Consider the following 24604-nt stretch of genomic DNA (forward strand, 5'->3'; position numbering starts at 1 on the left):
GTCAGGCCTCAAACCTCGCCCTCGGACCACCGCCCGCCCATCTCGAATGACGGTCAGATCAGCGACTGCGCCTTGAGGAAGCCGGTGGCGACGTCCTCGATGGTTTTCTTCTCGACGTCGACGGAGGCGTTGAGCTTGGCCATGGTGGCATCGTCGAGCTTGGCCGACAGGGCGTTCAGGATCTCGGCGAGCTTCGGGTTCTTGTCGAGCGTCTCCTTGCGGACGACCGGGGTCATCGCATAGGTCGGGAAGTAGCCCTTGTCGTCGGTCAGGATGACGAAGTTGAAGGCCGGCACCCGGCCGTCGGTGGCGAAGACGAGGCCGACCTCGACCTGGGCGTCGCGCAGGGCCTGATAGACGAGGCCGGTATCCATGCGAACCACGTTGTCGCGCCCGAACTCGAAGTCGTAGGTCTTCTGCAGCGGCGTCAGGCCGTCGGCGCGCGAATAGAATTCCGCGTTGCAGCCGAACTTGTAGCCGGCGCCGCCCTTGACCTTGGCGGCCAGGTCCGACAACGACTTGATGCCCTTGGTGGCCGCGTCGTCCTTGCGCATGGCGAGCGCGTAGGTGTTGTTGGCCTTGGACGGCTGCAGCCAGACCAGGCCCTTGGCGGCGTCGAGTTCCTTGACCTTGGCGTAGGTCTGGGCGGCGTCGAGCTTGTCGGTGACCTTGTTGAAGTTGATCAGCGAGGTGCCGGTATATTCCCAATAGAGGTCGATCTGGCCGGCCTCCTGGGCCTGGCGCAGCGGCGCTGTGCCGAGGCCGGCGCGCTTGTCGACCGTGAAGCCCTTGGCGCGCAGGAGCTGCGTCGTCATCTCCGACATGATCTGCTGCTCGGTGAAGTTCTTGCCGCCGACCACCACGGTCTGGGCGGCGGCATCGCGCGGCACGGCCAGGACGGCGAGCGCGGCGCAGGCGAAGGCGAGAAGGCTGCGTTTCAGCATGGTCGGGTCTCCGGTTGCTCTTGCGGACGGCGGCGCTGCCGCGGTTTCTCTTTCGGGCGGCAGAGCCGCCTCAGTTGCGGTTCTTGAGCGGGATCAGCGCAGCGGGTTGACGCCCCTCGGCACGAACCAGAACTGGATCTGGCCGATCAGGAAATCGACGGCGACGGCGAGAAGCGCCGTCGGGATCGCCCCGGCCAGCAGCATCCCGGGCTCCATCAGATCGATGCCGGTGAAGATCAGCTCGCCGAGCCCGCCGGCCCCGATCAGGAAGGCCAGCGGAACGGTGCCGATATTGATGGCGAGCGCGGTGCGGATGCCGGCCAGGATGACGAAGACGGCATTGGGCAGCTCGACCCGGCGCAGGATCTGGCCCGGCGTCATGCCCATGCCACGCGCCGCATCGACCAGCGGCGCCGGCACGGCGTTGAGGCCGGCGACGGTGTTGAGCAGAACCGGCAGCAGCGTCAGCACGAACAGCGCGAACACCGCCGGTGGCGCGCCGATGCCGAGTACCGACATGGCCAGCGCGATCAGCGCGAGCGTCGGGATGGTGGTGCCCAGATTGACGATCTGGGTGACGATCCCGGCGACGGAGGCGAAGCGTTCGCGCGTCAGCAGGATGCCGAGCGGCACGCCGACCGCGATCGCCATCGCGCCGGAGATCGCCGCCAGCACCAGATGCTGGCGGGCGAGATAGATCACGTCGCCACGATGCTGCAGGATCGACGGCAGCGTGCCGCGCGCCTGCAGCCAGGCGCCGAGCGCGAAGACCCCGGCCACGAAGGCGAAGCGCGCCAGACCGCCGAGCCCGCCCGCGCGCATGTCACCGCTCTCCCGAGGTCGCGCCGAGCATGCGCGTGATGCCGGTCTGGGTGACGTAGCCGCGATAGAAGCCGTCGTCGTCGACGCAGGCGAGCCAGGTCACGCCGTGGGTGAACATCTGCGAGACGGCGGCGCGCAGGTCGTCCTTGACGTTGACGACGCCGGGCAGCGGCTCCTGGTGCTCGCCGACCAGCCCCTTCGCCTGACGGACCGCATCGAGCCGCACCACGCCGCGCGCGCGGCCCTGCGGCCCGACCATCACGATGGCGACATGGCCGTGCTCCTGCATCCGGCCGACGGCGGTGTCGAGCGTGTCCTCGGCAGTGACGCGCGGCGGGTCGGCCATCATCGCCTCGGCGACCCGGATCAGGCGCAGCCGCTTCAAGGTGCGGTCGGTGCCGACGAACTCGGCCACGAAGGCGTCGATCGGATGGGCGAGCAGGCGGTCGGGCGAGTCGTACTGGATCAGCCGGCCATCGCGGAAGATGGCGATGCGCGTCGCCATCTTGACCGCCTCGTCGATGTCGTGACTGACGAAGACGACGGTCTTCTTGAGCTCCGCCTGGAGCTTCATGAACTCGTCCTGGATCACCTCGCGGTTGATCGGGTCGATCGCCCCGAAGGGCTCGTCCATCAGGAGCACGGGCGGATCGGCGGCGAGCGCCCGGACGACGCCGACACGCTGCGCCTGGCCGCCGGAGAGTTCCTTCGGATAGCGCTTCAGGAAGATGCCGGGATCGAGATTGACCAGATCGAGCAGTTCGGCCGCGCGCTTGCGCGATTTCGCCCGCGGCCAGCCGAGGAGATCGGGGACGACACAGATATTGTCCTCGACCGTCATGTTCGGGAACAGGCCGATCTGCTGGATGACATAGCCGATCGAGCGGCGCAGCGAGACCTGGTCGACCGTGGCGGTGTCGCGTCCGTCGACCAGGATGCGGCCGGAGGTCGGCTCGATCAGCCGGTTGATCATGCGCATGGTGGTGGTCTTGCCGCAGCCGGACGGGCCGAGCAGCACGCAGACCGCGCCCGCCGGGACGTCCATATCGACCCGGTCGACCGCGGTCACGGGGCCGAATTGCTTGGAGACCTGTTCCAGTCGGATCATCGCGGCCTCAATCCCGGGGAGGTCATCAGCCGCTGCGCGCCGAGCAGCGCCAGATCGGCCAGGATCGCCAGCAGGCTGACGGCCATCGCCCCAGTCAGGAGCTGACGGATGTCGGTCTGCGAGATGCCGCGCGAGATGAAGGTGCCGAGCCCGCCGGCGCCGATATAGGTCGCGATGGCGGCGATCGCGATGTTCAGCACGACGGCGTTGCGGATGCCGTTGACGATCACCGGCAGGGCGACGGGGATCTCGACCCGGCGCAGGCGGTCGAAGGTGGTCATGCCCATGCCGCGCGCCGCCTCGCGCAGCGCCGGGTCGACATTCATGATCGCCGTGTAGGTGTTGCGGATGATCGGCAGCTGCGCATAGAGGATCAGCGCGATCACCGCCGGCAGATAGCCGATGCCCTGCCCGATCGTCGACAGGATCGGGATCAGGATGCCGAACAGCGCGATCGACGGGATGGTCATCACGACCGCGGCGACATAGAGCACGCGGTCGGCGGCGGTGCGGCTTTGCGTGATGGCGATGCCGATCGGCACGCCGGTCGCGATCGCCACCCCGACCGAGACGGCGACCAGCGAGACGTGCTCGAGCATGCGCTGCCCGATCACCGGCAGGTTCGCCAGGATGAAGGCGAACGTCTCCATGCTGGAGCCCCCCGAAATCCGCTGTTTCCGGGGAGAAGTGTCAGTCAGCCGGCACGGCGCGGGCGTCAGAGAAACGACACGAGGGGCCAGAAATTCGACCTCAGGGATGAGGGCCCGGCGGGGGTGCCCCGTCGTCGCGGGCCTGTCGGGCCGAGCGCATCTCCGACGGGCGCTCGCCGTGGATGCGCTTGAACCAATGGCTGAAATGCGAGGCCGAGGTGAAGCCGGTGGCGACCGCGATCTCGAAGATCGGGCGCTCGCTGTAGAGCAGCAGTTCGCGGGCGCGGTCGAGCCGGAGCGCGAGATAGTAGCGGGTCGGCGTCATCTCGCAGTAGCGCAGGAACAGCCGCTCCAACTGGCGCGCCGTGACGCCGGCCCGGCGGGCGATGGCCGGGATGGCCAGCATGTCCTCGGTATGGTCGTTCATCAGCGTCACCGCCGTTCGCAGCGGGGCCGGCAGGCCGGCGAGCCGCTCCAGCCGCCCGCCATGCTGGTTGTCGCGCTCGTTGCGGATGCGCTCGTGATGGAACTGGTTGGCCACCCGGCGGGCGAGATCGGCGCCGTGGCGCTGCTGGATCAGATGCAGCATCAGGTCCATGGCGGCGGCACCGCCCGAGCAGGTCAGCCGGTCACGGTCGATCTCGTAGATCTTGTCGGTGCAGTCGAGATGCGGGAACTCCTCCTGGAAGGCCGGACGGTTCTCCCAGTGGATGGTGCAGCGGTAGCCGTCGAGGAGCCCGGCGCGGGCGAGCAGATAGGAGCCGGTCGAGAGCGAGCCGATCGTAATGCCGGTGCGCGCCGCCTTGCGGAGTAGCGCCAGATAGGCGCGCTCGTCCTCCAGCTGGATGCGCAGGCCGCCGCAGACGAACAGCATGTCGGGATCGGGCTGGATCTGCTCGGCCGGTTCGCTCGGCAGCGGGATGCCGTTCGAGGCCGAAATCGGCCGGCCGCCGAGGCTGATCAGCCGCCAGCGCCAAGCCTCCCGCCCGAGCAGCCGGTTGGCCGAGCGCAGCGGCTCGATCGCCGAGGCGAGGCTCATCATCGCGACGCCCTCGACCAGCAGGAGGGCGATCACTTTCGTGTCGGTGTCGGCGGCCATCGTTCCCCACCCATGTCCATGGCGTGCGGACAATCTATCAGAAATTCGACACCGACACCAGAAATACGACCGATCCGGGCGTTCTAGGAAGCGGCCCCCGCCCGCTGCGCGAAAGCCTCCGCCGACAGCCAGCCGAGCCGTTCGCGCCAGTCCGGCTCCAGCGTGGCGAAGCGGTCAAGGCGGAAGGTCGACAGATCGGCGAAGCTGCAGGCACGCTCGACGACGAGGTCGCGGATCGCCCGGCCGCTCGCCGGCGACAGGCCGAAGCCGACGCTCGACAGGGTCGCGACGACCACATTGTCGACCTCGGGCAGCCGGTCGATGATCGGGCGGCCGTCGGGGGTGTTCTCGATCACGCCTGCCCAGGAGCGGATCACGCGCGCATGGGCGGCCTTGGGCAGCAGTTCGGCCACGCGCCGGGCGATGTTGCCGGCGAGCGGCGTCGAGGGCTTGGCCGGCGCGCCCTCAACCGGCAGGTCGAGCCACTCATGCGGGCCGCCGCCATAGGCGAGATTGCCGCGCAGCGTCTGGCGGCCGTAGAGACCGTTGCCGTCGACGCCGCCGAGCGGCATCAGCGGCAGGGCCTCGGTGACGATCATCTCGGCCCGGGCGACCGCGAGCGGAATGTCGGCGCCGAGCAGCGCGGCGAGCCGGCCGGTATGCGGCCCGGCCGCGATCACGACCCGGTCGCAGGCGATCGCGCCCCGGTCGGTCTCCACCGCGACGACCCGTCCGCCCGCCCGGCGGAAACCGGTGACGGCGCAGTTCTGCAGCAGCATGCCGCCGTGATCCTGCATCGCCCAGGCATAGCCCTGCAGGGTTCGGTGCGGATTGGCATGGCCGCCGAAGGCATAATAGTAGCCGCCGACGATGCCGTCGCCGGCGAGCGGCACCAGCTCCTGCGCCTGACGGGCGTCGAGCACTTCGGAGCGGAAGCCCTGCGCGGCGGCGTTGTCGAGCGCGCGCCCGTAGAGCACCATCTGTTCGTCGCTGCGTGCCAGGCGGACGCGGTTGGGGCGGAACTCGGTCGGATAGCCGAGCAGGTCGTCCATCAACGGCCAGAGCCGCTGCTCTTCCCGGAACAGCGGCGAGTGATGGTGCGAGCAGCCGCCGCCGTTGCGGCCCGAGGCCTCGGCGCCGAGCGTGCCCTTCTCAACCACGACCACGTCGACGCCGTCGCGCGCGAGCCACCAGCCGGCTGACAGACCCGTGACGCCGCCGCCGATGACCACCACGGCGGCCTTGCGGATGTCCTCCATGGCGCCCCTCATTCGCTGACCTGCGGACCGGCCGCATCGTCGCCGACCCGGAATTGCGGCGGAACCTCCCAGAAGGGCCGCCACTGGCCCTTCATGCCGAACCAGCTGTCCCAATGCGCCGCCTGATCGGGGTGCTCCGGCAGGCTGCCGAGCACGGCCAGCGACAGCGGGCGCACCGGCGCGCGATGATTGGCCAGCCGGATGCGATCGAGCGGCACGGCCCCGCCGATCGCCAGCAGCGCGGCGACCTGCTCGCGGCAGCGGCGCCCCTGGCACGGCCCCATGCCGGCGCGCGTCAGACGCTTGACCTGGTCGGGATCCGGCGGGCCGTCACCGAGCAGGGCAGCAAGCGATCGGTCGTTGCGGGCATCCGCTGCGGCCTCGAGATAGCGTGGCGGACGGACCTCCAGGATCTCCCGGGCGGTGACCTCCTCGCATTGGCAGACCGTGCAGTCGCGCACGGCATGCACGACGTTCGCCGCCACCCAGGCGATGCGGTAGGCGGAGGGATCGGTCTCGGGCGCCTCCGGCCCGGATGCGTGTGCCACCGGCGCGACCGTGGTGCCCAGGCCGGCGGCCGTGGCGCCCAGACCGGTGGCCATGCCGCCCAGACCGGCGACCGCGGCCCGCGCGGCGCGACGGCCCTCGGCCCGCGCGATCTCGGGATCGCGCGCCTTGGCGGGCCAGACGCCGGCGCAGTCGCCGACCGCATGGATGTCCGCGATCGAGGTCCGCTGGTCGGCATCGACGACCGGCACATGGCCGCCGCGGGCGGGATCGAAGCCGATCCGGCACCCGGCCGCGTCGAGCAGGTCGACGACCGGCACCGCCGCGACGGCCAGCACGGCGCCGTCGCAGGCGATGGTGCGCGCGGGTCCCGCATCGGCGCCGGTGGCGTCGACCGGAACCACCGTCACCGAGGCGACCCGATCGCTGCCCTCCGCACGGCGGACGGCATGGCCGGCCAGGATTTCCGTGCCGCCGGCGGCGAGTGCGGCGACGAGATCGGGCGCCCCGACCGGCGCGGCCGCGCAGTCGACCACCGCCGCGATTTCGACGCCGGCCGCCCGCAGGTCGAGCGCGGCGACCAGCGCCTCCGACGTGGACCCGAGCCAGACGACGCGGCGCGGCGCCAGCGCCTGGTAGCGCCGGGCCAGCGTCAGCGCCGCCGTCGCGCCGACGACGCCGGGCAGTTCCCAGCCCGGAAAGGCGAGGCCCATGTCGCGCCGCCCGGCCGCCACGATCACCTTCCTGGCCCCGATCAGATGCGCGGCGCCGTCGGCCGCGACGCCGACCAGCGTGCCGGGTAGCCAGGCGAGCCCCGGTCCGTTGGCATAGAGCCCCCAGGCCGCCGTGCCGAGGCGGACATCGACGCCGGCCTCGACCGCGGCCTCGATCTCCGGCGTGGCGGCCAGTACCGCCTCCATCATGGCGTTGCGATTGCGCACCGCGCCGGTCATGGCCTGGCCGAAATGCAGCGGCACCTCGTCGCCCATCACCTCCAGGCCGACCGGATGCTCGTCGACCAGGATGACGCCGATGCCGGCCTGGGCGGCCTCAATGGCGGCAGCGAGACCGGCCGGGCCGGCGCCGATGACCAGCAGATCGGTCGTCTCGGCGGGCGGCACAGCCTTGCCGGCGACGGATTTCGGATCGGGTCGGACGTCGGTCATCGGGTCATCGGGTCCGGATGAAGAGGAAGGCGGAGCAACAGCCAGGCGGCTCGGCTCACGGCTCGTCGTTGCCGATCGCCTGGCGGCGGGTCGTCACATAGGCGTCGAGTTCCTCGCGGATCGCCGGATCCATCGGCGGTTCCTCATATTCGGCGAGCGCCCGCTTCCAGATGTCGGTCGCCCGCTCGGTCGCGTCCTTGCCCCCGCCGATCTGCCAGTTCTCGTAGTTCTGCCAGTTGGAGACGAGCGGCCGGTAGAAGGCCGTCTCGTAGCGGCCCATGGTGTGCGGCGAGCCGAAGAAATGGCCGCCGGTCGGCACGCCCGCGATGGCGTCGAAGGCCAGTTCGCCGTCGTCGACCGGGACCGGCTTCAGGAATTCGATCATGTGCTGCAGCATCTCGATATCGAGCACCAGCTTCTCGAACGAGGCGGTCAGCCCGCCCTCCAGCCAGCCGGCGGCATGATAGAGCAGATTGGTGTGGCCGAGCACCGCGCCCCAGAGCGCCATCTCGGTCTCGTAGACCGCCTGGGCGTCGGCGGCATTGGAGGCATTGCCGTTGGTCGAGCGGTAGGGCAGCCGGTACCGGCGGGCGAACTGGCCGCCGATCACATTGGCCTTGGCATTTTCCGGCGTGCCGAAGGCCGGCGCGCCGGAACGCATGTCGACATTCGACGTGAAGGCGCCGTAGATCACCGGCGCACCGGGATTGACCAGCTGGGTCAGCACGATGCCGGCCAGCGCCTCGGCGTTCTGCTGCGCCAGCGCCCCGGCGAGCGAGACCGGCGCCATGGCGCCCATCAGCGTGAACGGCGTGATCACGGTCGCCTGGCCATGCTCCGCCATGGCCATCAGACCTTCCGACATGGCGTCGTCGAACCGGCGCGGGCTGTTGACCGAGATGATGGTCAGGACCGACGGATCGGTCTTCATCTGGTCGAGCGTCAGGCCGCGCGTGATCGCCATCATGCGGATGCCGTCGATCGCCCGGCCGGCACCGATCGCCGAGCAGTGATAGACGAGGTCGGACAGCGTCAGGTTGGCGCGATAGGTATCGAGATGGCGCGAATTGGCCGGCAGCTCGATCGGCGCGCAGACCTGGTTGCCGAGCAGGTGCAGCGTGTTGAAATGCTGCGCCAGCCGGGTGAAGTCGCAATAGTCGGCAAAATTGCCCGACCGCCGGCCGCGCTCGCGGTCGTGCACGTTGGGCGGCCCCGCGACGAGGCCGAAATTGATCACGTTGTCGCCGAAATAGACCTGCTTGTCCGGGTTGCGCGGCGTCAGCGTGAAGCGCGCCGGGGCGGTGGCGAGCGCCCGGTCGACGAGGCCGCGGTCGATGCGTACGGTCATGGTGGCGTGGTCGACCTTGGCGCCGGCCGCCTCGAAGATCGACAGCGCGCGCGGCGACATCATCTCGATGCCGAGCTCTTCCAGGATGCGCATCGAGGTCAGATGGATCGTCTCGACCTGGTCGGCGGACAGGATTTCCATCGGCGGATAGGGATTGACCACGCGCTGGGGCGGCAATTGCGGCAGCCTCGCCGGCCCCGTCTGACGCGCCCGTCCGCCCTCGCGACGCCGCCTCATCTCGTTCATGGAACCCGTCTCCTGCGGCCTCGGACCGAGGTCATGCGCGCAGTATCAGTCGCCAACGCACCGCGGGACCGCGGGATATGCGACCGCACCCCCCAGAAATGCGACATGAACGTCGCCGGCCGCCGACGGCCTCGCCATCCCGGCATGGCTCCCAAAAGGCGTTCGGTTCTGGTGCCGGACGCCGGTTCGACGCATAATACGACTTTCAAACCGGCCGGTTCGGGACGTAGCGGGTCCGGCCGGCCCCGAAAACCCGGAAAACACAGCCTCCCATGTACCAGGATCATGTCTCGAAGAGCGGCGGACCGGCTCCGGCCCGACCGAAAGCCGCGCCCGTCCCGCTCGCCCGCGGCCGCGAGTTCCTGTCCATTCCGGGTCCGACCAACGTGCCCGACGTGGTCCTGCAGGCGATGCATCGGCCGGCGGTCGACATTTATGCCGACGAATTGCTGGCGACGACCGGCCATTGCCTGGAAACCCTGAAGGCCGTGTTCCGGACGGAGGGCTCGACCTACATCTATATCGCCAACGGGCACGGCGCCTGGGAGGCCGCGCTGACCAACACGCTGTCGCGCGGCGACCATGTGCTGGTCCTGGAGAGCGGGCGCTTCGCGCGCGGCTGGGGCGACCAGGGCGAGTTCCTCGGGCTCACGATCGAGGTGCTGCCGGGCGACTGGCGCAAGGCGGTCGACCCGGCCGCCGTCGAGGCCCGGCTCAAGGCCGACACGCTGCATACGATCAAGGCCATCCTGGTCGTCCAGATCGACACCGCCTCGGGCGTGGTCAACGACATCCCGGCGATCCGGGCCGCGATCGACGCGGCCGGCCATCCGGCGCTGTTCATGGTCGACGGCATCGCCTCGGTCGGCTGCATGGAATACGAGATGGACCGCTGGGCGATCGACGTCTCGGTCACCTGCTCGCAGAAGGGGCTGATGATGACGCCCGGCCTGTCCTTCGTGGCCGCCAGCCCGAAGGCCAAGGCCGCGCACCGGACGGCCGGACTGCGCACCGCCTATTGGGACTGGTCGGCGCGCGACCTGCCCGAGAACTACCGGAAATTCTGCGGCACCGCGCCCGAGCACATGCTGTTCGGCCTGGAGGCTTCGCTCGGCCTGCTGTTCGAGGAAGGGTTGGAACGGGTCTGGGCCCGTCATCTCGGCCTGGCGTCGGCCGTCCAGGCGGCCGTGGCGGTCTGGGCGGAGGGCGGCGCGCTCGAGTTCAACGTGCTGGCCCCGGCCGAGCGGTCGCCGGCGGTGACGACCATCTTGACGCCCGGCTTCGATCCGCAGCGCCTGCGGGATTTCACGCGGCACAATGCCGGCGTCGTGCTCGGCTCCGGCATTGGCGATCTGACCGGCCGGGCCTTCCGCATTGCCCATATGGGCTATGCGAATGCGCCGATGGTGCTCGGCACGCTCGGGGCTACGGAAGTTGCACTGAAGACCCTCGGGATCCCGATCGGCGACGGCGGTGTGCAGGCGGCTCTGACCGCGCTGCAACGGCATTTCGGCACGCCGGCCTGAGGCGCCGAAAGCCGGGACGGAATCGGCGGCGCGGCACAGCGCCGCCGGCCGCGCCCCGGCACTTTTCTCCGATATCGCAAGGATGTGTCGCCGGACCGGGCATAGGTCCGGCCGGCGCGTGCGCGGCTGTCGTGCCAGTGCTGAATGGTGGGCCCGGCCGGATTCGAACCAGCAACCAGACCGTTATGAGCGGCCAGCTCTAACCGTTGAGCTACGGGCCCGGACCACACGGAATCGAGTCGCCGTGAGGCCGATTGCGACGGGTGGCTGAGTAGCACCCCGGGGCAGCGCGGACAAGCGCGCCCCATTCTGGTCACAGTCGCGAATATGGTGGCTTTCGCAAGTGAAGTGCAAAAGAGTGAGTAAGTGAATGATTTGTAATGCGTATCTGGCATTGCCGGCTGAGTTCCAGCCGGACCCGTTCCTGCCCTCGGGCCCAGATCGGCGCATTGCAGGTCGTCTCGAACTCCTCGTTTCCGGCGCCGATGGCGTCGGCGGCCCGACAAGTCGGGTCCTCTGTGGCGGACATGCAACAGCGCTGTCCACCCGCCGCCTCGTGCGGCCCCGGCGCCGCACCGGCGCCCCGCGTCACTGACGCCTCGGTTCCGGCCCCAGCCCGACGGGTCTTGCCCCGCCCGGTGCCGGACTTCGCATGACCAGCATCCGCCGTGCCGGCCCGACGCGCAGTCGGCCGCCACCGGACCCAGCACGACCGTCGGACCGCCTTACGGGCCGCACGCGGTCGCCCCCCAACCAGGAGACCAAAGGACACGGCATCGGGGCACGCGACCCCGCAACCAAACCTGGAGAACCAAACCATGATGAATTGCACAGTCTCGCCGCGCCTCACGCGTGGCACGCCCTTCGCTGCCGCCTTGCTGGGCCTCGGCCTCTCGGCAGTCACGGGCAACCCGGCGTCTGCCGAAGGTGTCGGCATCGCCTCCTTCTATGGCGGCCGCCTGCATGGCGGACCGACCGCCTCGGGCGAGCGCTTCAATCAGAACGCCATGACCGCCGCCCATCGCTCCTACCCGCTCGGATCGCGGGTCAAGGTGACCAATCTCAACAACGGCAAGACCGTGATGCTGCGGATCAACGATCGCGGACCCTACGTCCGTGGCCGCATCATCGACGTGAGCCGGGGCGCCGCCTCCCAGCTCGGCTTCATCGCCAGCGGCCTGGCCAAGGTCCGTGTCGAACGCGTTGGTGCCAACGCGGACGCCGCCGAGCCGGTCCGGATGGTCGAGCGCTAGACGCCATTCCCCTCCGGGTGCGGTCGCGCCGGACCAAGCCGTCCGGCTCATGAACAGCAGGCGCCCACCCGTGACGAACGATCAGGAAGCCGCCGGGGCCCATCGCTTCCGGCGGCTTCCGATTCGACAGCGCCGCCATCGGACGGTCGGCCGGGATCGCCGCCGTCGCCCTGCGCCGGAGCCGGCCGGTATTCGGGAACCGCAAACGGTCGGGAACGGTTGTCGACCCGCGCGCCTTGTTCTAACTCTTCACGGGCGACGGAACGTGAGGCGCGGGTGATCGATATCTGGTTGGTGGTCAAAGGCATCGGGATCGGCATCCTGTTCTCCGCGCCGATCGGCCCCGTCAACATCATGTGCATCCAGCTCGCCTTCCGGCGTGGCTTTCTGGCCGGTCTCGCCGCCGGCATCGGCGCCGTCTTCGCCGACGGCCTGTTCGCCGCACTGGCCGCCTACGGCTTCACCGCCACGGCCGCCTTCATCGCGGGCTATTCCTCGCTCTTCCAACTGGTCGGCGGCCTGGTGCTGATCGTCTTCGGCATCCGGATCATGCGCATGCACCCGCATCTGGCCGCCGGCGGCAGCGCGCGCGACGGCGTGCTCTCGACCGCTCTGACCTCGTTCGGCATGACGGTGACCAATCCGGCCACGGTGCTCGGCTTCATCGCCGTGTTCGGCTCTCTCGGCGATCTCGCCCCCGCGCCCGGCGACTATCTCGGCGCGACGCTGCTGGTGCTCGGCGTCCTCGCCGGGGGCTGCGGCTGGTGGTTCTTCGTCGCCTCGCTGGTCTCGGTGGTCCGAGACAAGCTGACCGATCGCGGCCTTGAGCGAATCAACCAGGGTGCCGGCGGCGTGCTGATTCTCTTCGGTGCGGCGATCCTCGCACGGCTGGCCTGGTCGGCACTCGGGCTCGCCTGACCGCGTTCGGCATTGCGGTTGGCGCGCCGGTTATTGCAGCGGGCGCACCAGGGTATATTCACCGGCCATGATCCGGTCGGAGAGACGCCCGGCCAGGGCCGCCACGGCGGCCTCGCCATAGTGCCCGACCAGCTCCGTCAGCACGGCAAACAGCGCCGCCTGGGTGACGATCTCGTATTCGATCCCCTCCGCCTCGGCCTCCGCCATGGCATCGGCCACGATCTCGTAGGCCGCGCGCTTCTTGTCGGCGACTGTCGTTTCGACCTCGTCGGCCTTCCGCTCGTCGAGCATGATGTCGTCCCATCCAGGGCGCGTCCTGCGCCCGGTCCTATCCCCGACGGAATTGGTAGCATGGCGAAATTTCCATGGCGCGGTTAACCTCACGCCAACGTTAACGAGTATTAAAGTTTCTCAAGGAATGGTTAATTTCGGTTGATAAACTCGGCAGGTCACAGCTCGGCGGCCCCCGTCAAGGCCGGCCGTAGCGCGAGACGATGTCCCGCGTCAGGCGTCCCCCTTCGGCCAGATAGCGGTCAATGATCTCGATCGCCGCCGGGGTGCAGGTTCGGTGGATTTCGGCCAGCGAGCGGTAGCTCTGATTGAAGCGCTCGACCAGCCGTTTGCGGTCTTCCGGGGTCGGATCCTGGGCCTGGATCAGGGCCGACATCTTCTGCCGCCAGATCTGACCGTCCGGCGCGCCGCACAGCGGTCGCAGGTGATGCAGACCGCCCAGGATCTCGGCCAGTCGCATCAGCGATTCGGCATAGGGCGGATCGCCCGGCAGGGCACGGGCCGGCACGGCGGCAAGGGACGATACGGCGAGACCCGCGGCCAGCATCAAGGCCAGCGCCCTCGGCGCCGGCCCCGGCGCGTCGCTCCCAACCGGCCGCGATCCCGTCATGCCGCGCCGCTCGAAACCGGATCCAAAACCGTCATGCCGCGCCGCTCCTGGGCTGCCCGTCTTGCGATTGCCCTTCTAGCCGATTTTCAAGGCGTCCCGCCACCGATCAGTCGGCGGGTGGCGAGAATGTAGGGCACCGTGCCCGGCACCATCGCAAGGCTGTCGAAATCGGCCGGCGCGAACCAGGCCGCCACCTCGGCGTCGTCGCCGGCAACCGGCTCGCCGGAGATCCATTCGGCGCCGTAGACAGCGAGCACGACATGGCTGGCCGGACGACCGTCGCGGGCCGGCCAGATCATCTCGCGCAGGTCGGACAGCGGCGTCAGCCGGCATTCCACACCGGTTTCCTCGCGCACCTCGCGCAGCGCAGCCTCGGCCAGCCGCTCGCCGAGCGCCACCTTGCCGCCGACCGGCGCCCACAATCCGCGTCCCGGATCGCGGCCGCGGCGGATCAGCAGAACCTTGTCGCCATGCCAGACGGAGACGCTGACGCCGAGAAGGGGGCGGTTGAGTTGGGCGAGAGTGTCCGTCGTGGATTCGGTCATGCGGCGAGGATAGGCAAGGCGGCGGCGCCTGTCGCGCTCCGGACCGCCCGTCACGGAAAGAGTTCGTCGACCGAATTCTGGGCGGCATCGACATCCAGGTCGGCCTCGCGCAGCGCGCCGGCGCCGTTGACGATGGCGGACGTACGCGCGATCAGCGGCTGCAGATACTCGCGCTGCTGACGGTGCAGTTCCGCCGCCATGGCGGGATCCGAAGGATTGCCCGACAGCACCAGGTGGCGGGTCTCCAACATGGCGGTGTCGAGTTCGCTGACCGCGGCGTCGAAGGCGCGGCGGACCAGCGGATCGGCGCGGCGATAGGCCGAGATCGCCAGATCGCGCTCGCGGAAATGCGAATGGGAAAAATAATCCTCGTAGGCGATCGGCTGCCAGGCCTCGATTTCCGCGGCGCATTCCGGCATCGCCGGGAGGATGTCCAGCAGCATCACCGCGTTGTTGTAGTGGTTGAGATAGTCGGTTGCGAGACGTGTCGTCGGGTTGATGTTGGCAGCGGCGAGCTTTTCGGGGCTGAGACGGTCTCGATCGACGTCGTCGCTCTCCATCAATGCCGCTTGCATGTCCCCAACCCCCGCGCCTTTCCGGCCTTCCGACGACTATGGCCCGCAATGTTTCCAATTTTCTTAACCAGACGCAGCGTCATCGATGGTCAAGCCGTCCGGAAACGCTGTGGTTCCGGCAAACACCCCCTCCGGCGTTCAATCGGTCCGTCCTCTCCTGCAAGGCTCTTCGGAACACGGAGTTTCCCGGCAAATTGGCGCACGGCGCGCGCCGTCCGCATTTGCGGGTTAGACTGACCGTCGAAGGAGATCTGACATGTGCGGACGCTTCGTCCTGACCGCCACGCCCGAGGAAGTGCGCGCGCTGTTCCGCTATGCCGAGCAGCCGAACTTTCCGCCGCGCTTCAACATCGCGCCGACGCAGCCGATCGCGATCGTGACCGGGCCCGGGGCGGCGCCGAAATTCCTGCTCGCCCGCTGGGGCTTCCTGCCCGGCTGGGTGGCCGATCCGAAGGCCTTCTCGCTGATCATCAATGCCCGCGCCGAGACGGCCGCGACCAAGCCGTCGTTCCGGGCCGCCATGCGCCACCGGCGCTGCCTCGTCCCGGCCAGCGGCTTCTACGAGTGGCGGCGCACGCCGGCCGGCAAGCAGCCCTTCTTCATCCGCCCGCGCCATGGCGGACTGACCGCCTTTGCGGGGCTGTGGGAGACCTGGTCGTCGAAGGACGGCTCGGAGATCGACACCGCCTGCATCCTGACCGTGCCGGCCAACCGCGCCATCGCGGCGATCCACGACCGCATGCCGGCCGTGGTCGGGCCGCAGCATCATGCCGCCTGGATCGACACGATGCATGTCGACGTGGCCGAGGCGATGCGCCTGATCGCCCCGGTCGCCGACGACTATTTCGAGGCCGTGCCGGTCTCCGAGCGGGTCAACAAGGTCGTCAACGACGACGAGCGTCTGCTGTTGCCGCTGACCGAACCCCTGCTGCCGCCGGCCGCGCCGCCCCATGAGACCGCCGCAGAGGCGCGGGAACGGACGCAGGCACCGGATCCGGCCGGGCCGGCCGGCGTGCCGAAACCGGCCCGGCGGGCCGCGCCCCGCAAGAAGGCCGCCGGCGGCAAGGCCGCGGGCGGCCAGCTCGATCTCCTGTAGAGCCGCCGGGCGCCGTCACACCACCTTGCCGGGGTTGAGGATTCCCGCCGGATCGAGGGTCGCCTTGAGACGGCGCATCAGCATCATCTCGACCGGACTGCGCACGCCGGCGAGCATCTCCCGCTTCATGCGGCCGACGCCATGCTCGGCCGCGATCGAGCCGCCGAGTTCGGTGACGATCCCGTGGACGACCGCGTTCATCGCCTCCCAGCCGGCCAGGAAAGCCGCCTTGTCGGCACCGACCGGCTGGCTGACGTTGAAGTGGATGTTGCCGTCGCCGAGATGGCCAAACGGGACCGGCCGGCAGCCGGGAACCAGCCGCTCGACGGCCTCGGTCGCGCGGGTGAGGAACTCCGGCAGGGCGGAAAGCGGCAGCGACACGTCGTGCTTGATCGAGCCGCCCTCGTGCTTCTGCACCTCCGACATGCCGTGGCGCATGCGCCAGAAGTCCTTCGCCTGGGCGACCGACTGGGCGATGGTCGCATCCTCGATCAGACCGGCGGCAAGCCCGTCCTCCAGGACCGCCTCCATCAGGGCGTGCGCTTCCGCCGGACCGGTGCCGACCGAGACCTCGACGAGGAGATACCAGGGCGCTGGGGTCGACAGCGGATCCCGGCTGCCCGGCTGATGGCGGAGGCAGAATTCGACCAGCTGGCGCGGCATGATCTCGAAAGCGGTCAATTGAGCGCCGGCGCGGGTCTTGGCGAGCCCGAGAGCGGCGAGCGCGTCGGCCGGCGTTGCGACCCCGGCGACCGCCACCTCCTGCGCCTTCGGCTTCGCCCAGAGCTTCAGGACCGCTGCGGTGATCACGCCGAGCGTGCCCTCGGTGCCGAGGAAGAGCTGCTTCAGGTCGTAGCCGGCATTGTCCTTGCGCAGCGCCCGCAAGCCCTCGACGATCTCGCCGGTCGGCAGCACCACCTCCAGGCCGAGCACCATGTCGCGCGCATTGCCGTAGGCGAGCACCGCGGTGCCGCCGGCATTGGAGGAGAGATTGCCGCCGATGGTGCAACTGCCCTGGCTGCCGAGCGTCAGGGGAAACAGGCGGTCGGCCGCATCGGCGGCGTCGTGGATGCGATCGAGGATCACGCCGGCTTCGGCCGTCATGGTGCTGGCCGCCGGATCGACGGCGCGGATGCGGTCGAGCCGGCCGAGCGAAAGCACGATCTCGGTCCCGCTCTCGTCGGGAACCTGTCCGCCGACCAGGCCGGTATTGCCGCCCTGCGGCACGATCGGTGTGCCGGTCTCGCTGGCGAGCTTCAGGATCGCCGCCACCTCGGCCGTGGAGCCGGGCCGCAGCACCATGGGAGAGGCGCCCTCGTAGCGATCGCGCCATTCGATCAGGTAGGGACGGGTCACATCAGGAGCCGTCAGGGCATGGCGCCCGCCGACGATGGCGGCGAAACGGGCAAGCAGGTCGGAGGACGGCGGTGCGGGACGGCTCGGCATGAGCGGGGGTTCCGGTGGACCTCGTCCCTGCCCTTACCATTGCGGCGCGGCCGTGTAACCCGCTTCATCGCCAAGGCCGTCCCGGCCCGCGCCGAACGCCGGTCCGCCATTCCGTCCCGCCCCGCGGACCCGCCGGCCGTGAATGCCCAATTTGGGTCTCCGAACGGTCCGGATCGATTCCCGATGCGGTAGCAGGGTGAGCGCGGCTTCTTGCGGTGCAGGATAGGCTTGTGCCATAGGAGGCCGCTCTGGGCGCGTCTTGGGAAGCGCCCGCTCTGGATCGGGGCGGTGGAAATGGCAGATGCGACGGGTTTGATGGCGGGCAAGCGCGGCCTCGTGATGGGGATCGCGAACAACCGGTCGATCGCCTGGGGTATCGCCAAGGCGGCGGCCGCCGCCGGGGCCGAGATTGCGCTGACCTATCAAGGCGATGCGCTCCGCAAGCGGGTCGAGCCGCTGGCCGCCGAAATCGGCGCCAAGGTGGTCGGCCATTGCGATGTCACCGATGCGGCGACGATCGACGCGGTCTTCGCCGAGGTCGAACGGCTGTGGGGCAAGATCGACTTCATCGTGCATGCGATCGCCTTTTCCGACAAGGATCAGCTGACCGGTCGTTATGTCGATACGACCGAAGATAATTTCGCCAAGACCATGCTGATCTCCGTCTACAGCTTCACGGCGGTCGCGCAGCGCGCCGAAAAGCTGATGACCGACGGCGGCTCGATGCTGACGCTGACCTATTACGGCGCCGAGAAGGTGATGCCGCACTACAACGTGATGGGCGTCGCCAAGGCCGCCCTGGAGGCGTCTGTGCGCTATCTCGCAGTCGATCTCGGCAGCCGCGCGATCCGCGTCAACGCCATCTCGGCCGGCCCGATCAAGACCCTGGCGGCGTCCGGAATCGGCGACTTCCGCTACATCCTGCGCTGGAACGAATACAACGCGCCGTTGAAGCGGACCGTGACCATCGAGGAGGTCGGCGATACCGGCCTGTTCCTGCTGTCCGACCTGTCGCGCGGCGTCACGGGCGAAATCACCCATGTCGACGCCGGCTACCACGTCGTGGGCATGAAGGCGGTCGACGCGCCGGACATCTCGGTCGTCAAGGACTGACCCGACGGCGTAGCGGACGCCCCGCTCAGCCGGCCGCCCAGATCACCCCGTCCTCCGGATTGATCAGATCGTCGCTGCCCGAATGGGCGGCGACGACCTTGTTGCGGCCGGAGCGCTTGGCCCGGTAGAGCGCCCGGTCGGCCCGGTCGAAGAGATCGTCGATATCGAGCGATGGCGCCGGCGTGACCGCGATGCCGGCGCTGGCCGTCACGCGAAGATGCGGACAGGCCTCGAATTCGTGCCCTTCGATCGCGGCGAGCAGGCGCTCGGCTCTCGCCAGCGCATAGTCCGGCGCGGCATCCGGCAGGAAGACCACGAATTCCTCGCCGCCATGACGCGCCGCGACCTCGGCGTCGCGGACATGATCGGCCAGAATCCGGCCGACATCGGCCAGCACCAGATCGCCGACGACATGGCCGTGGGTATCGTTGACCGACTTGAACCGGTCGATATCGATCACGAACAGGGCGACCGTCGCGGTCGGCTTCAGATGGCGCTCCAGCCGGTCGAGGCATTCCCGGAAGCCGCGCCGGTTGGCGAGGCCGGTGAGCGGGTCGATCACGGCGGCGCGCTCCTGGCGATGCAGCAGCAGTTCCACGGTCTGCATCAGGGTGTGCACCGACTTCAACAGCTGCCCGGCCTGGTCGTCATGGTTGACCGGAAGCGACCGCACGGTCCGTTCGGCCTCGTAGCTCTTCAGCGCCTCGGTCGCCGTTTCGATCGGCTTCAGCACGAAATGCAGGCCCGTCAGGGTGATTGCCGTCCCGATCAGGGTCGCGGTGAGCAGAACCACCACGATGCTGATCGTATCCTTGCCGGCCTGCTCGTCGAAGGTGAAGAAGGCGAGCGTGGCCAAGAGCGGCAGGTGCGTTCCGATGAAGGCGACCAGAAAGAGTTTGAGATTGTAGCTTCTGGGAAACACCCGATCGAGCAGCCTGTAGAGAGTGAATTCCGACATCTCTTACGTCCTGAGGGTCCGGCCGGCACGGTAACCCGGCGCCGTCTGGCAAAGCGTCAACAATTTCCATCGCATTTGAACCATGCTGCCGGCTGCCGTCTTTCGGTGCGGCAGGCCCTGGCGGGCGCGGCATCGTCCTGGCATACAGGCGATCAGGCAGAGACAGGGCGCCGCGGCGCCCGCCCATGAAGCCGAGTTCGCCGCAGGATGAGCCGACCCAACCTGATCCACATCCGCCACGGCCAGACCGACTGGAATCTGGCCGGCCGCCTGCAAGGTTCGAAGGACATTCCGCTCAACGAAGTCGGGCGCGGCCAGGCCTTGCGCAACGGCAGGACGCTCGCCGCCTTCCTGTCCGAGACCGGCCGGTCGCCGGCCGATTTCCGCTACGTGGCAAGCCCGCTCGGGCGCGCCCGCACCACGATGGAGATCGTCCGCGGCGCGCTCGGCCTCGACCCGGCCGGCTATGCGGTCGAACCGGCGCTGGCCGAGGTCTCCTTCGGCGACTACGAGGGCTACACCTACGAGGATATCCGGTCGATCGATCCGGCCGCTCACGCGGCGATCCGCACCGACAAGTGGCACTATCTGCCGCCGCGCGGCGAGAGCTACGTGATGCTGCAGGACCGGGTCGGCCGGTGGCTCGATACCGTCGGCCCGGATACCGTGGTGGTCTCCCACGGCGGCGTCTACCGGGTCCTGAAGGCGCTGATGCTCGGCACCTTCGATCCGCATCTGGCCGAAATTTTCGTGCCTCAGGACATGATATCCGTCTGGCGCGACGGCGCGGAAAGCTGGATATAGTTCGTGTCACAATGAATTGTCCGGTGGTGGCGGATGCTGCGGCGATGGTCCGCGAAACGCCGCGACCGACCTGAAAAGCGAAGAATGTGATCCGAGGCGCACCGGTTGCAGGGACCGGCCGGCGAACGGGTCCCGGGCAAGGTTCGGAGACGGCCGATGTGCAGTCTGGATGGGTGCGGCCACCACCGCGATATGCCGCCGATCAAGGTGCCGGACGAACTGCGCCGGGCCTTCCTGCTCGGCGCCGCGACGCTGCCGCTTGCGGCGGTGCTGGCCGACAAGGCGCTCGCCGCCGGCGCGGCCGCCACCCTCACCGATGTCGCGCTCCCGGTCGCCGGCGGACGCAGCCTGGCCGGATCGCTGGCCATCCCGGAAGGCAGCGGCAAGGCGCCCGCCGTGGTGATCGTCCACGAATGGTGGGGTCTCAATGACCAGATCAAGGCGGTCGCCGCCGAGATGGCGCAACAGGGTTTCCTGGTGCTGGCCGTCGACCTGTTCGGCAAGGTCGCCGAAGATTCCGAGACGGCGCGCAATCTCGTGCAGGCTCTCGATCCGGCAGCCGCCACGGCCGGCCTGACCGCCGCCGTCGCCTTTCTGCGCCGGCACGAGCGTTCGACCGGCAAGGTCGCGACCATGGGCTGGTGCTTCGGCGGCGGCTGGGCGCTGAACACCGCCATCGCCACCCCGGTCGAGGCGACCGTGGTCTATTACGGCAACGTCAAGAAGACCGCGGCCGAACTGAAGCCGCTGAAGGGGCCGGTGCTCGGCCATTTCGGCACGCTCGACAAGTCGATCAATGCCGACATGGTGGCCGGCTTCGAGAAGTCGATGCGCGAGGCCGGCAAGGCCGACATCCTGACGGTCTACTGGTACGAGGCCGACCACGCCTTCGCCAACCCGACCGGGGCGCGCTACGATGCCGAAGATGCGGCGCTCGCCTGGGAACGGACGCTGTTCTTCCTGAGGAAGCATCTCGCCTGACGGCCGCGGCCCCGTTCCCGAGGCCGGAGCGGACAATGCAGACTTGCAACGGCGCGGCCGGGTCGCGCCGGCGCGCCGATGCCTTAACGAATCACCCTTGCGGAATCCGAATCACCCGTTACATAAGCGTCCTCCGGAAAACTCCGCCCGTGCGGAGTCCCGGACCTATTGTCGAATGCGGCGGGCGCTTTAGCTATCCGGACAGGGCCCGGACGGGCTGAACGGCTCCAAGTGAGTGAGGAACCGTCGCTGCCTTGCACGGTTAAGCGCGGTTTAAGGCGCGACCTGTATTCGACGGCACTACGCGAGGGACGCTGTTTCGGTTCACCTGTCGGCGAGCGATCGACGACGAGGGACGCTCCCGGCGGCACATCAGGAGACTGAGCTACATGGCGACGAAGGCTGCGGAGCAGGAAGAGGGCGAAGTCCAGGCCCCCGAGACCCAGGATGGGCCGCTGCTCGATCTCTCCGATGCCGCCGTCAAGCGGATGATCAAGGCCGCCAAGAAGCGCGGCTTCGTCACCTATGACGAACTCAACGACGTGCTGCCCTCCGAAGAGGTCACCTCTGAGCAGATCGAGGACATCCTCGCCATGCTCAACGAGATGGGCATCAACGTCATCGAATCGGATGAAGTCGAGGATGCCGAGGCGGCCGAGAAGGGCGCCGACAACACCGAGGAGGAGGCCGAGGGCGGCGATCTCGTCGAGGCGACCTCCACCGCGCCGGCCCTGACCAAGACGACGCGCGAGCCGGCCGACCGCACCGACGATCCCGTGCGCATGTATCTGCGCGAGATGGGCTCGGTCGAACTGTTGTCGCGCGAGGGCGAGATCGCCATCGCCAAGCGCATCGAGGCCGGCCGCGAGGCGATGATCGCCGGGCTCTGCGAGAGCCCGCTGACCTTCCAGGCGATCATCATCTGGCGCGACGAGCTCAACGAGGGCAAGATCCTCCTCCGCGACATCATCGATCTCGAGGCCACCTATGCCGGCCCGGACGGCAAGGCGCCGCTGGCCGGCGGACCGCCGATGGTGCCAGCCGACGCGGCCGAGGGCGAAGCCGAGCCGGAACTGCCGGAAGGCGAACTGGCCGACGACATGGACGACGACATGGAGGGCAATGTCTCGCTGTCCGCCATGGAGGCCGAGCTGAAGCCGAAGGTCGTCGAGACCTTCGACCGCATCGCCGACCAGTACAAGAAGCTGCGCCGCCTGCAGGACCAGCATGTCGAGGGCGCGCTCAAGAACGAGGCGCTGTCGCCATCGCAGGAGCGCCGCTACAAGAAGCTCAAGGACGAGCTGATCCTCGACGTGAAGAGCCTGTCGCTCAACCAGGCGCGCATCGACAGCCTGGTCGAGCAGCTCTACGACATCAACAAGCGTCTGATGGGCCAGGAAGGCCGCCTGCTGCGTCTGGCCGAAAGCTACGGCGTCGGGCGCGAGGACTTCCTCAAGAACTACCAGGGCTCCGAGCTCGACCCGCACTGGGTGCGCCGCGTCGCCACCCTGACGACGCGCGGCTGGCGCGACCTGGTCAAGTCGGATTCCGATTCGGTCCAGGACCTGCGCCAGGAGATCCAAACGCTCGCCACCGAGACCGGCCTGGAGATCACCGAGTTCCGCCGCATCGTCCACATGGTGCAGAAGGGCGAGCGCGAGGCCCGGCAGGCCAAGAAGGAGATGGTGGAGGCCAACCTCCGCCTCGTCATCTCGATCGCCAAGAAATACACCAACCGCGGCCTGCAGTTCCTGGACCTGATCCAGGAGGGCAACATCGGCCTGATGAAGGCCGTCGACAAGTTCGAGTACCGGCGCGGCTACAAGTTCTCGACCTATGCGACCTGGTGGATCCGGCAGGCCATCACCCGCTCGATCGCCGACCAGGCGCGCACGATCCGCATCCCGGTGCACATGATCGAGACGATCAACAAGATCGTCCGCACCTCGCGCCAGATGCTGCACGAGATCGGCCGCGAGCCGACCCCGGAGGAGCTGGCCGAAAAGCTCGGCATGCCGCTCGAAAAGGTACGCAAGGTCCTCAAGATCGCCAAGGAGCCGATCAGCCTCGAGACCCCGATCGGCGACGAGGAGGACAGCCATCTCGGCGACTTCATCGAGGACAAGAACGCGATCCTGCCGATCGATGCGGCGATCCAGTCGAACCTGCGCGAGACCACCACGCGCGTGCTCGCCTCGCTCACCCCGCGCGAGGAGCGCGTGCTGCGCATGCGCTTCGGCATCGGCATGAACACCGACCACACGCTCGAAGAGGTCGGCCAGCAGTTCTCGGTGACCCGCGAACGCATCCGCCAGATCGAAGCCAAGGCCCTGCGCAAGCTCAAGCACCCCAGCCGCAGCCGCAAGCTGCGCAGCTTCCTGGATAACTAAGATCGCCGCCGCGTCCCGTTCCGGCCGCGGCGGACCGCTCGATCCGTCACAGACCGATCGCGGAGGCACGGCCGTGGCCGACATAGTCCTGGAATGGACGGCCCTTGCGGCACCGGTCCAAGCCGAAGGAACCATCGACGGCTTGCCGTTCTATTTCCGCGCCCGCTGGGATCACTGGTCGATCGGCATCGGCGGCAGCGATCCGGTCGGGGACCCGCTATGGTTCTACGAGGAGCCGTACGGCGTTCCGGATGGCTACGACGCAAGCTACATGCCTCAGGACGAGGCGCACGCCTTCATCCTCGCGGCCTTCGACCGGTATCGGGCCGAGCAGGCTTGAAGGTCCGGTGCGAGGGGGCGGCAACCGAACGAAAACGGCCGCCGATCGTGCCCAGTGATCATTTCGCGTGGGTGGCGACCCCGATCGCCATGAAGCCGTGGCGGCCATCCTTGGTGACATAGGCCGAGCGCGCCCAGATGCGGACCGGCTTGCCGATGCAGCATTGCGCCCCGTCGCGGGCGATCTCCGCCATGATCGACGCCGCCGTCATATCCTGCAGGTGGAAGATCACCGTGCGACCGGCACGGCTCCTGACCTCCAACCCATAGCGGGCGGGCGGCGGAGTGGGGATTTCGTTGAGCCGTACCGAGGCATCGTAATAGGGCGCGCCGGCCGGCCACAGAAAGGGCGGACGCTTCAGCGTGCCCATCACCACGACCGGATCGAGCGGCCGGAAGAATGTCGGTCCGTTGCGGAACCACACCGCGTTGCGACCTGCGATGAAGGCATCGAGGTCGACCGCCTGAAAGTCCGGGTTCGAGAAGACCGCAGCCGGATCGAGGGCCAGCGCGGGCGGAGCGGAGAGCACGAGCGCCGCCAGAAGGGCGGCCACACCGGGACGGATCATCGGAAAACCTGTCGGAACGCGAAGACGGGGCGGCACGCGCG

The 24604-nt window shown here is 68.6% G+C and carries 24 protein-coding genes and 1 tRNA gene; 9 read left to right on the forward strand and 16 right to left on the reverse strand.

Going from position 1 to position 24604, the window contains the following annotated elements; translation table 11 throughout:
* Positions 1-53 precede the first annotated feature (53 nt).
* The 8 genes from KL771_RS04110 to KL771_RS04145 all read right to left on the reverse strand — a co-directional run bounded on the left by KL771_RS04110 (position 54) and on the right by KL771_RS04145 (position 9140).
* Positions 54-944: a glycine betaine ABC transporter substrate-binding protein gene (locus KL771_RS04110; RefSeq protein ID WP_261967289.1), complete on the reverse strand. Its 891-nt coding sequence runs from the start codon at positions 942-944 to the stop codon at positions 54-56.
* A 93-nt stretch (positions 945-1037) separates the two neighbouring features.
* Entirely contained in the window at positions 1038-1766 is a 729-nt protein-coding gene (locus KL771_RS04115; protein WP_261967290.1) for an ABC transporter permease, read from the reverse strand.
* A gap of 1 nt (position 1767) precedes the next feature.
* Positions 1768-2874: an ABC transporter ATP-binding protein gene (locus KL771_RS04120; protein WP_261967291.1), complete on the reverse strand. Its 1107-nt coding sequence runs from the start codon at positions 2872-2874 to the stop codon at positions 1768-1770.
* Positions 2871-3524 carry an ABC transporter permease gene (locus tag KL771_RS04125; protein WP_261967292.1) on the reverse strand — a complete coding sequence of 218 codons (654 nt, stop codon included), beginning with the start codon at positions 3522-3524 and terminating at the stop codon, positions 2871-2873. Before KL771_RS04125 ends, KL771_RS04120 begins: the two co-directional genes overlap by 4 nt.
* A 100-nt stretch (positions 3525-3624) precedes the next feature.
* Positions 3625-4623, reverse strand: coding sequence for a GlxA family transcriptional regulator (locus KL771_RS04130; protein ID WP_261967293.1), 999 nt, complete (start codon positions 4621-4623; stop codon positions 3625-3627).
* An 83-nt stretch (positions 4624-4706) separates the two neighbouring features.
* Positions 4707-5882 (reverse strand): NAD(P)/FAD-dependent oxidoreductase, encoded by a 1176-nt coding sequence (locus KL771_RS04135; RefSeq protein WP_261967294.1) that lies wholly within the window; start codon positions 5880-5882, stop codon positions 4707-4709.
* 8 nt (positions 5883-5890) lie between these two features.
* Positions 5891-7555 (reverse strand): FAD-dependent oxidoreductase, encoded by a 1665-nt coding sequence (locus KL771_RS04140; protein WP_261967295.1) that lies wholly within the window; start codon positions 7553-7555, stop codon positions 5891-5893.
* 55 nt (positions 7556-7610) lie between these two features.
* A complete protein-coding gene (locus tag KL771_RS04145; protein WP_261967630.1) occupies positions 7611-9140 on the reverse strand; it encodes a trimethylamine methyltransferase family protein in 1530 nt (509 codons plus the stop codon).
* A 281-nt stretch (positions 9141-9421) separates the two neighbouring features.
* Here KL771_RS04145 and KL771_RS04150 point away from each other — a divergent pair, with 281 nt between their 5' ends.
* Entirely contained in the window at positions 9422-10675 is a 1254-nt protein-coding gene (locus KL771_RS04150; RefSeq protein WP_261967296.1) for a pyridoxal-phosphate-dependent aminotransferase family protein, read from the forward strand.
* A gap of 145 nt (positions 10676-10820) precedes the next feature.
* Here the strand turns inward: KL771_RS04150 and KL771_RS04155 are convergent.
* A tRNA-Ile gene (locus tag KL771_RS04155) sits at positions 10821-10896 on the reverse strand.
* A 600-nt stretch (positions 10897-11496) separates the two neighbouring features.
* On the opposite strand from KL771_RS04155, the gene KL771_RS04160 reads away from it, so the two are divergent.
* Complete coding sequence (locus KL771_RS04160) at positions 11497-11928, forward strand: septal ring lytic transglycosylase RlpA family protein (RefSeq protein ID WP_449301118.1); 432 nt, start codon at positions 11497-11499, stop codon at positions 11926-11928.
* Between the two features lie 276 nt (positions 11929-12204).
* Positions 12205-12846 (forward strand): LysE family translocator, encoded by a 642-nt coding sequence (locus KL771_RS04165; RefSeq protein ID WP_261967298.1) that lies wholly within the window; start codon positions 12205-12207, stop codon positions 12844-12846.
* A gap of 30 nt (positions 12847-12876) precedes the next feature.
* Here KL771_RS04165 and KL771_RS04170 read toward each other — a convergent pair whose 3' ends face one another.
* From KL771_RS04170 to KL771_RS04185, 4 genes are all read right to left on the reverse strand, one after another.
* Positions 12877-13137, reverse strand: a complete 261-nt coding sequence (locus KL771_RS04170; RefSeq protein ID WP_054358196.1) for a hypothetical protein — start codon at positions 13135-13137, stop codon at positions 12877-12879.
* A gap of 178 nt (positions 13138-13315) precedes the next feature.
* A complete protein-coding gene (locus tag KL771_RS04175) occupies positions 13316-13684 on the reverse strand; it encodes a TIGR02301 family protein (protein WP_261967299.1) in 369 nt (122 codons plus the stop codon).
* 149 nt (positions 13685-13833) lie between these two features.
* Positions 13834-14292 (reverse strand): NUDIX hydrolase, encoded by a 459-nt coding sequence (locus KL771_RS04180; RefSeq protein ID WP_261967300.1) that lies wholly within the window; start codon positions 14290-14292, stop codon positions 13834-13836.
* A 50-nt stretch (positions 14293-14342) separates the two neighbouring features.
* On the reverse strand, positions 14343-14867 hold the full coding sequence (locus KL771_RS04185) for a hypothetical protein (protein WP_261967301.1): 525 nt from the start codon (positions 14865-14867) through the stop codon (positions 14343-14345).
* A 256-nt stretch (positions 14868-15123) separates the two neighbouring features.
* Here KL771_RS04185 and KL771_RS04190 point away from each other — a divergent pair, with 256 nt between their 5' ends.
* A complete protein-coding gene (locus KL771_RS04190; protein WP_261967302.1) occupies positions 15124-15963 on the forward strand; it encodes an SOS response-associated peptidase in 840 nt (279 codons plus the stop codon).
* A gap of 15 nt (positions 15964-15978) precedes the next feature.
* On the opposite strand, the gene KL771_RS04195 is transcribed toward KL771_RS04190, so the two are convergent.
* A complete protein-coding gene (locus tag KL771_RS04195) occupies positions 15979-17409 on the reverse strand; it encodes an FAD-binding oxidoreductase (RefSeq protein WP_261967303.1) in 1431 nt (476 codons plus the stop codon).
* A 294-nt stretch (positions 17410-17703) separates the two neighbouring features.
* Here KL771_RS04195 and fabI point away from each other — a divergent pair, with 294 nt between their 5' ends.
* Positions 17704-18522 carry an enoyl-ACP reductase FabI gene (gene fabI / locus KL771_RS04200; protein WP_261967304.1) on the forward strand — a complete coding sequence of 273 codons (819 nt, stop codon included), beginning with the start codon at positions 17704-17706 and terminating at the stop codon, positions 18520-18522.
* A gap of 25 nt (positions 18523-18547) precedes the next feature.
* Here fabI and KL771_RS04205 read toward each other — a convergent pair whose 3' ends face one another.
* Positions 18548-19480, reverse strand: coding sequence for a GGDEF domain-containing protein (locus KL771_RS04205; RefSeq protein ID WP_261967305.1), 933 nt, complete (start codon positions 19478-19480; stop codon positions 18548-18550).
* 207 nt (positions 19481-19687) lie between these two features.
* On the opposite strand from KL771_RS04205, the gene KL771_RS04210 reads away from it, so the two are divergent.
* The 4 genes from KL771_RS04210 (at position 19688) to KL771_RS04225 (ending at position 23995) form a co-directional block, all read left to right on the forward strand.
* Complete coding sequence (locus KL771_RS04210; RefSeq protein WP_261967306.1) at positions 19688-20284, forward strand: histidine phosphatase family protein; 597 nt, start codon at positions 19688-19690, stop codon at positions 20282-20284.
* Positions 20285-20440: 156 nt separating this feature from the next.
* Positions 20441-21265, forward strand: coding sequence for a dienelactone hydrolase family protein (locus KL771_RS04215; protein WP_261967307.1), 825 nt, complete (start codon positions 20441-20443; stop codon positions 21263-21265).
* A 389-nt stretch (positions 21266-21654) separates the two neighbouring features.
* Positions 21655-23655, forward strand: coding sequence for an RNA polymerase sigma factor RpoD (rpoD, locus tag KL771_RS04220; RefSeq protein WP_261967308.1), 2001 nt, complete (start codon positions 21655-21657; stop codon positions 23653-23655).
* Between the two features lie 73 nt (positions 23656-23728).
* The gene (locus tag KL771_RS04225; RefSeq protein ID WP_261967309.1) at positions 23729-23995 is read left to right on the forward strand and encodes a hypothetical protein; all 267 of its coding nucleotides are present in this window, start codon (positions 23729-23731) and stop codon (positions 23993-23995) included.
* 58 nt (positions 23996-24053) lie between these two features.
* Here the strand turns inward: KL771_RS04225 and KL771_RS04230 are convergent, their stop codons facing one another.
* Entirely contained in the window at positions 24054-24563 is a 510-nt protein-coding gene (locus KL771_RS04230; RefSeq protein ID WP_261967310.1) for a hypothetical protein, read from the reverse strand.
* Positions 24564-24604: the final 41 nt, after the last annotated feature.

This window comes from Prosthecodimorpha staleyi (genome assembly GCF_018729455.1).
GTDB classification, from domain to species: Bacteria; Pseudomonadota; Alphaproteobacteria; order Rhizobiales; family Ancalomicrobiaceae; genus Prosthecodimorpha; species Prosthecodimorpha staleyi.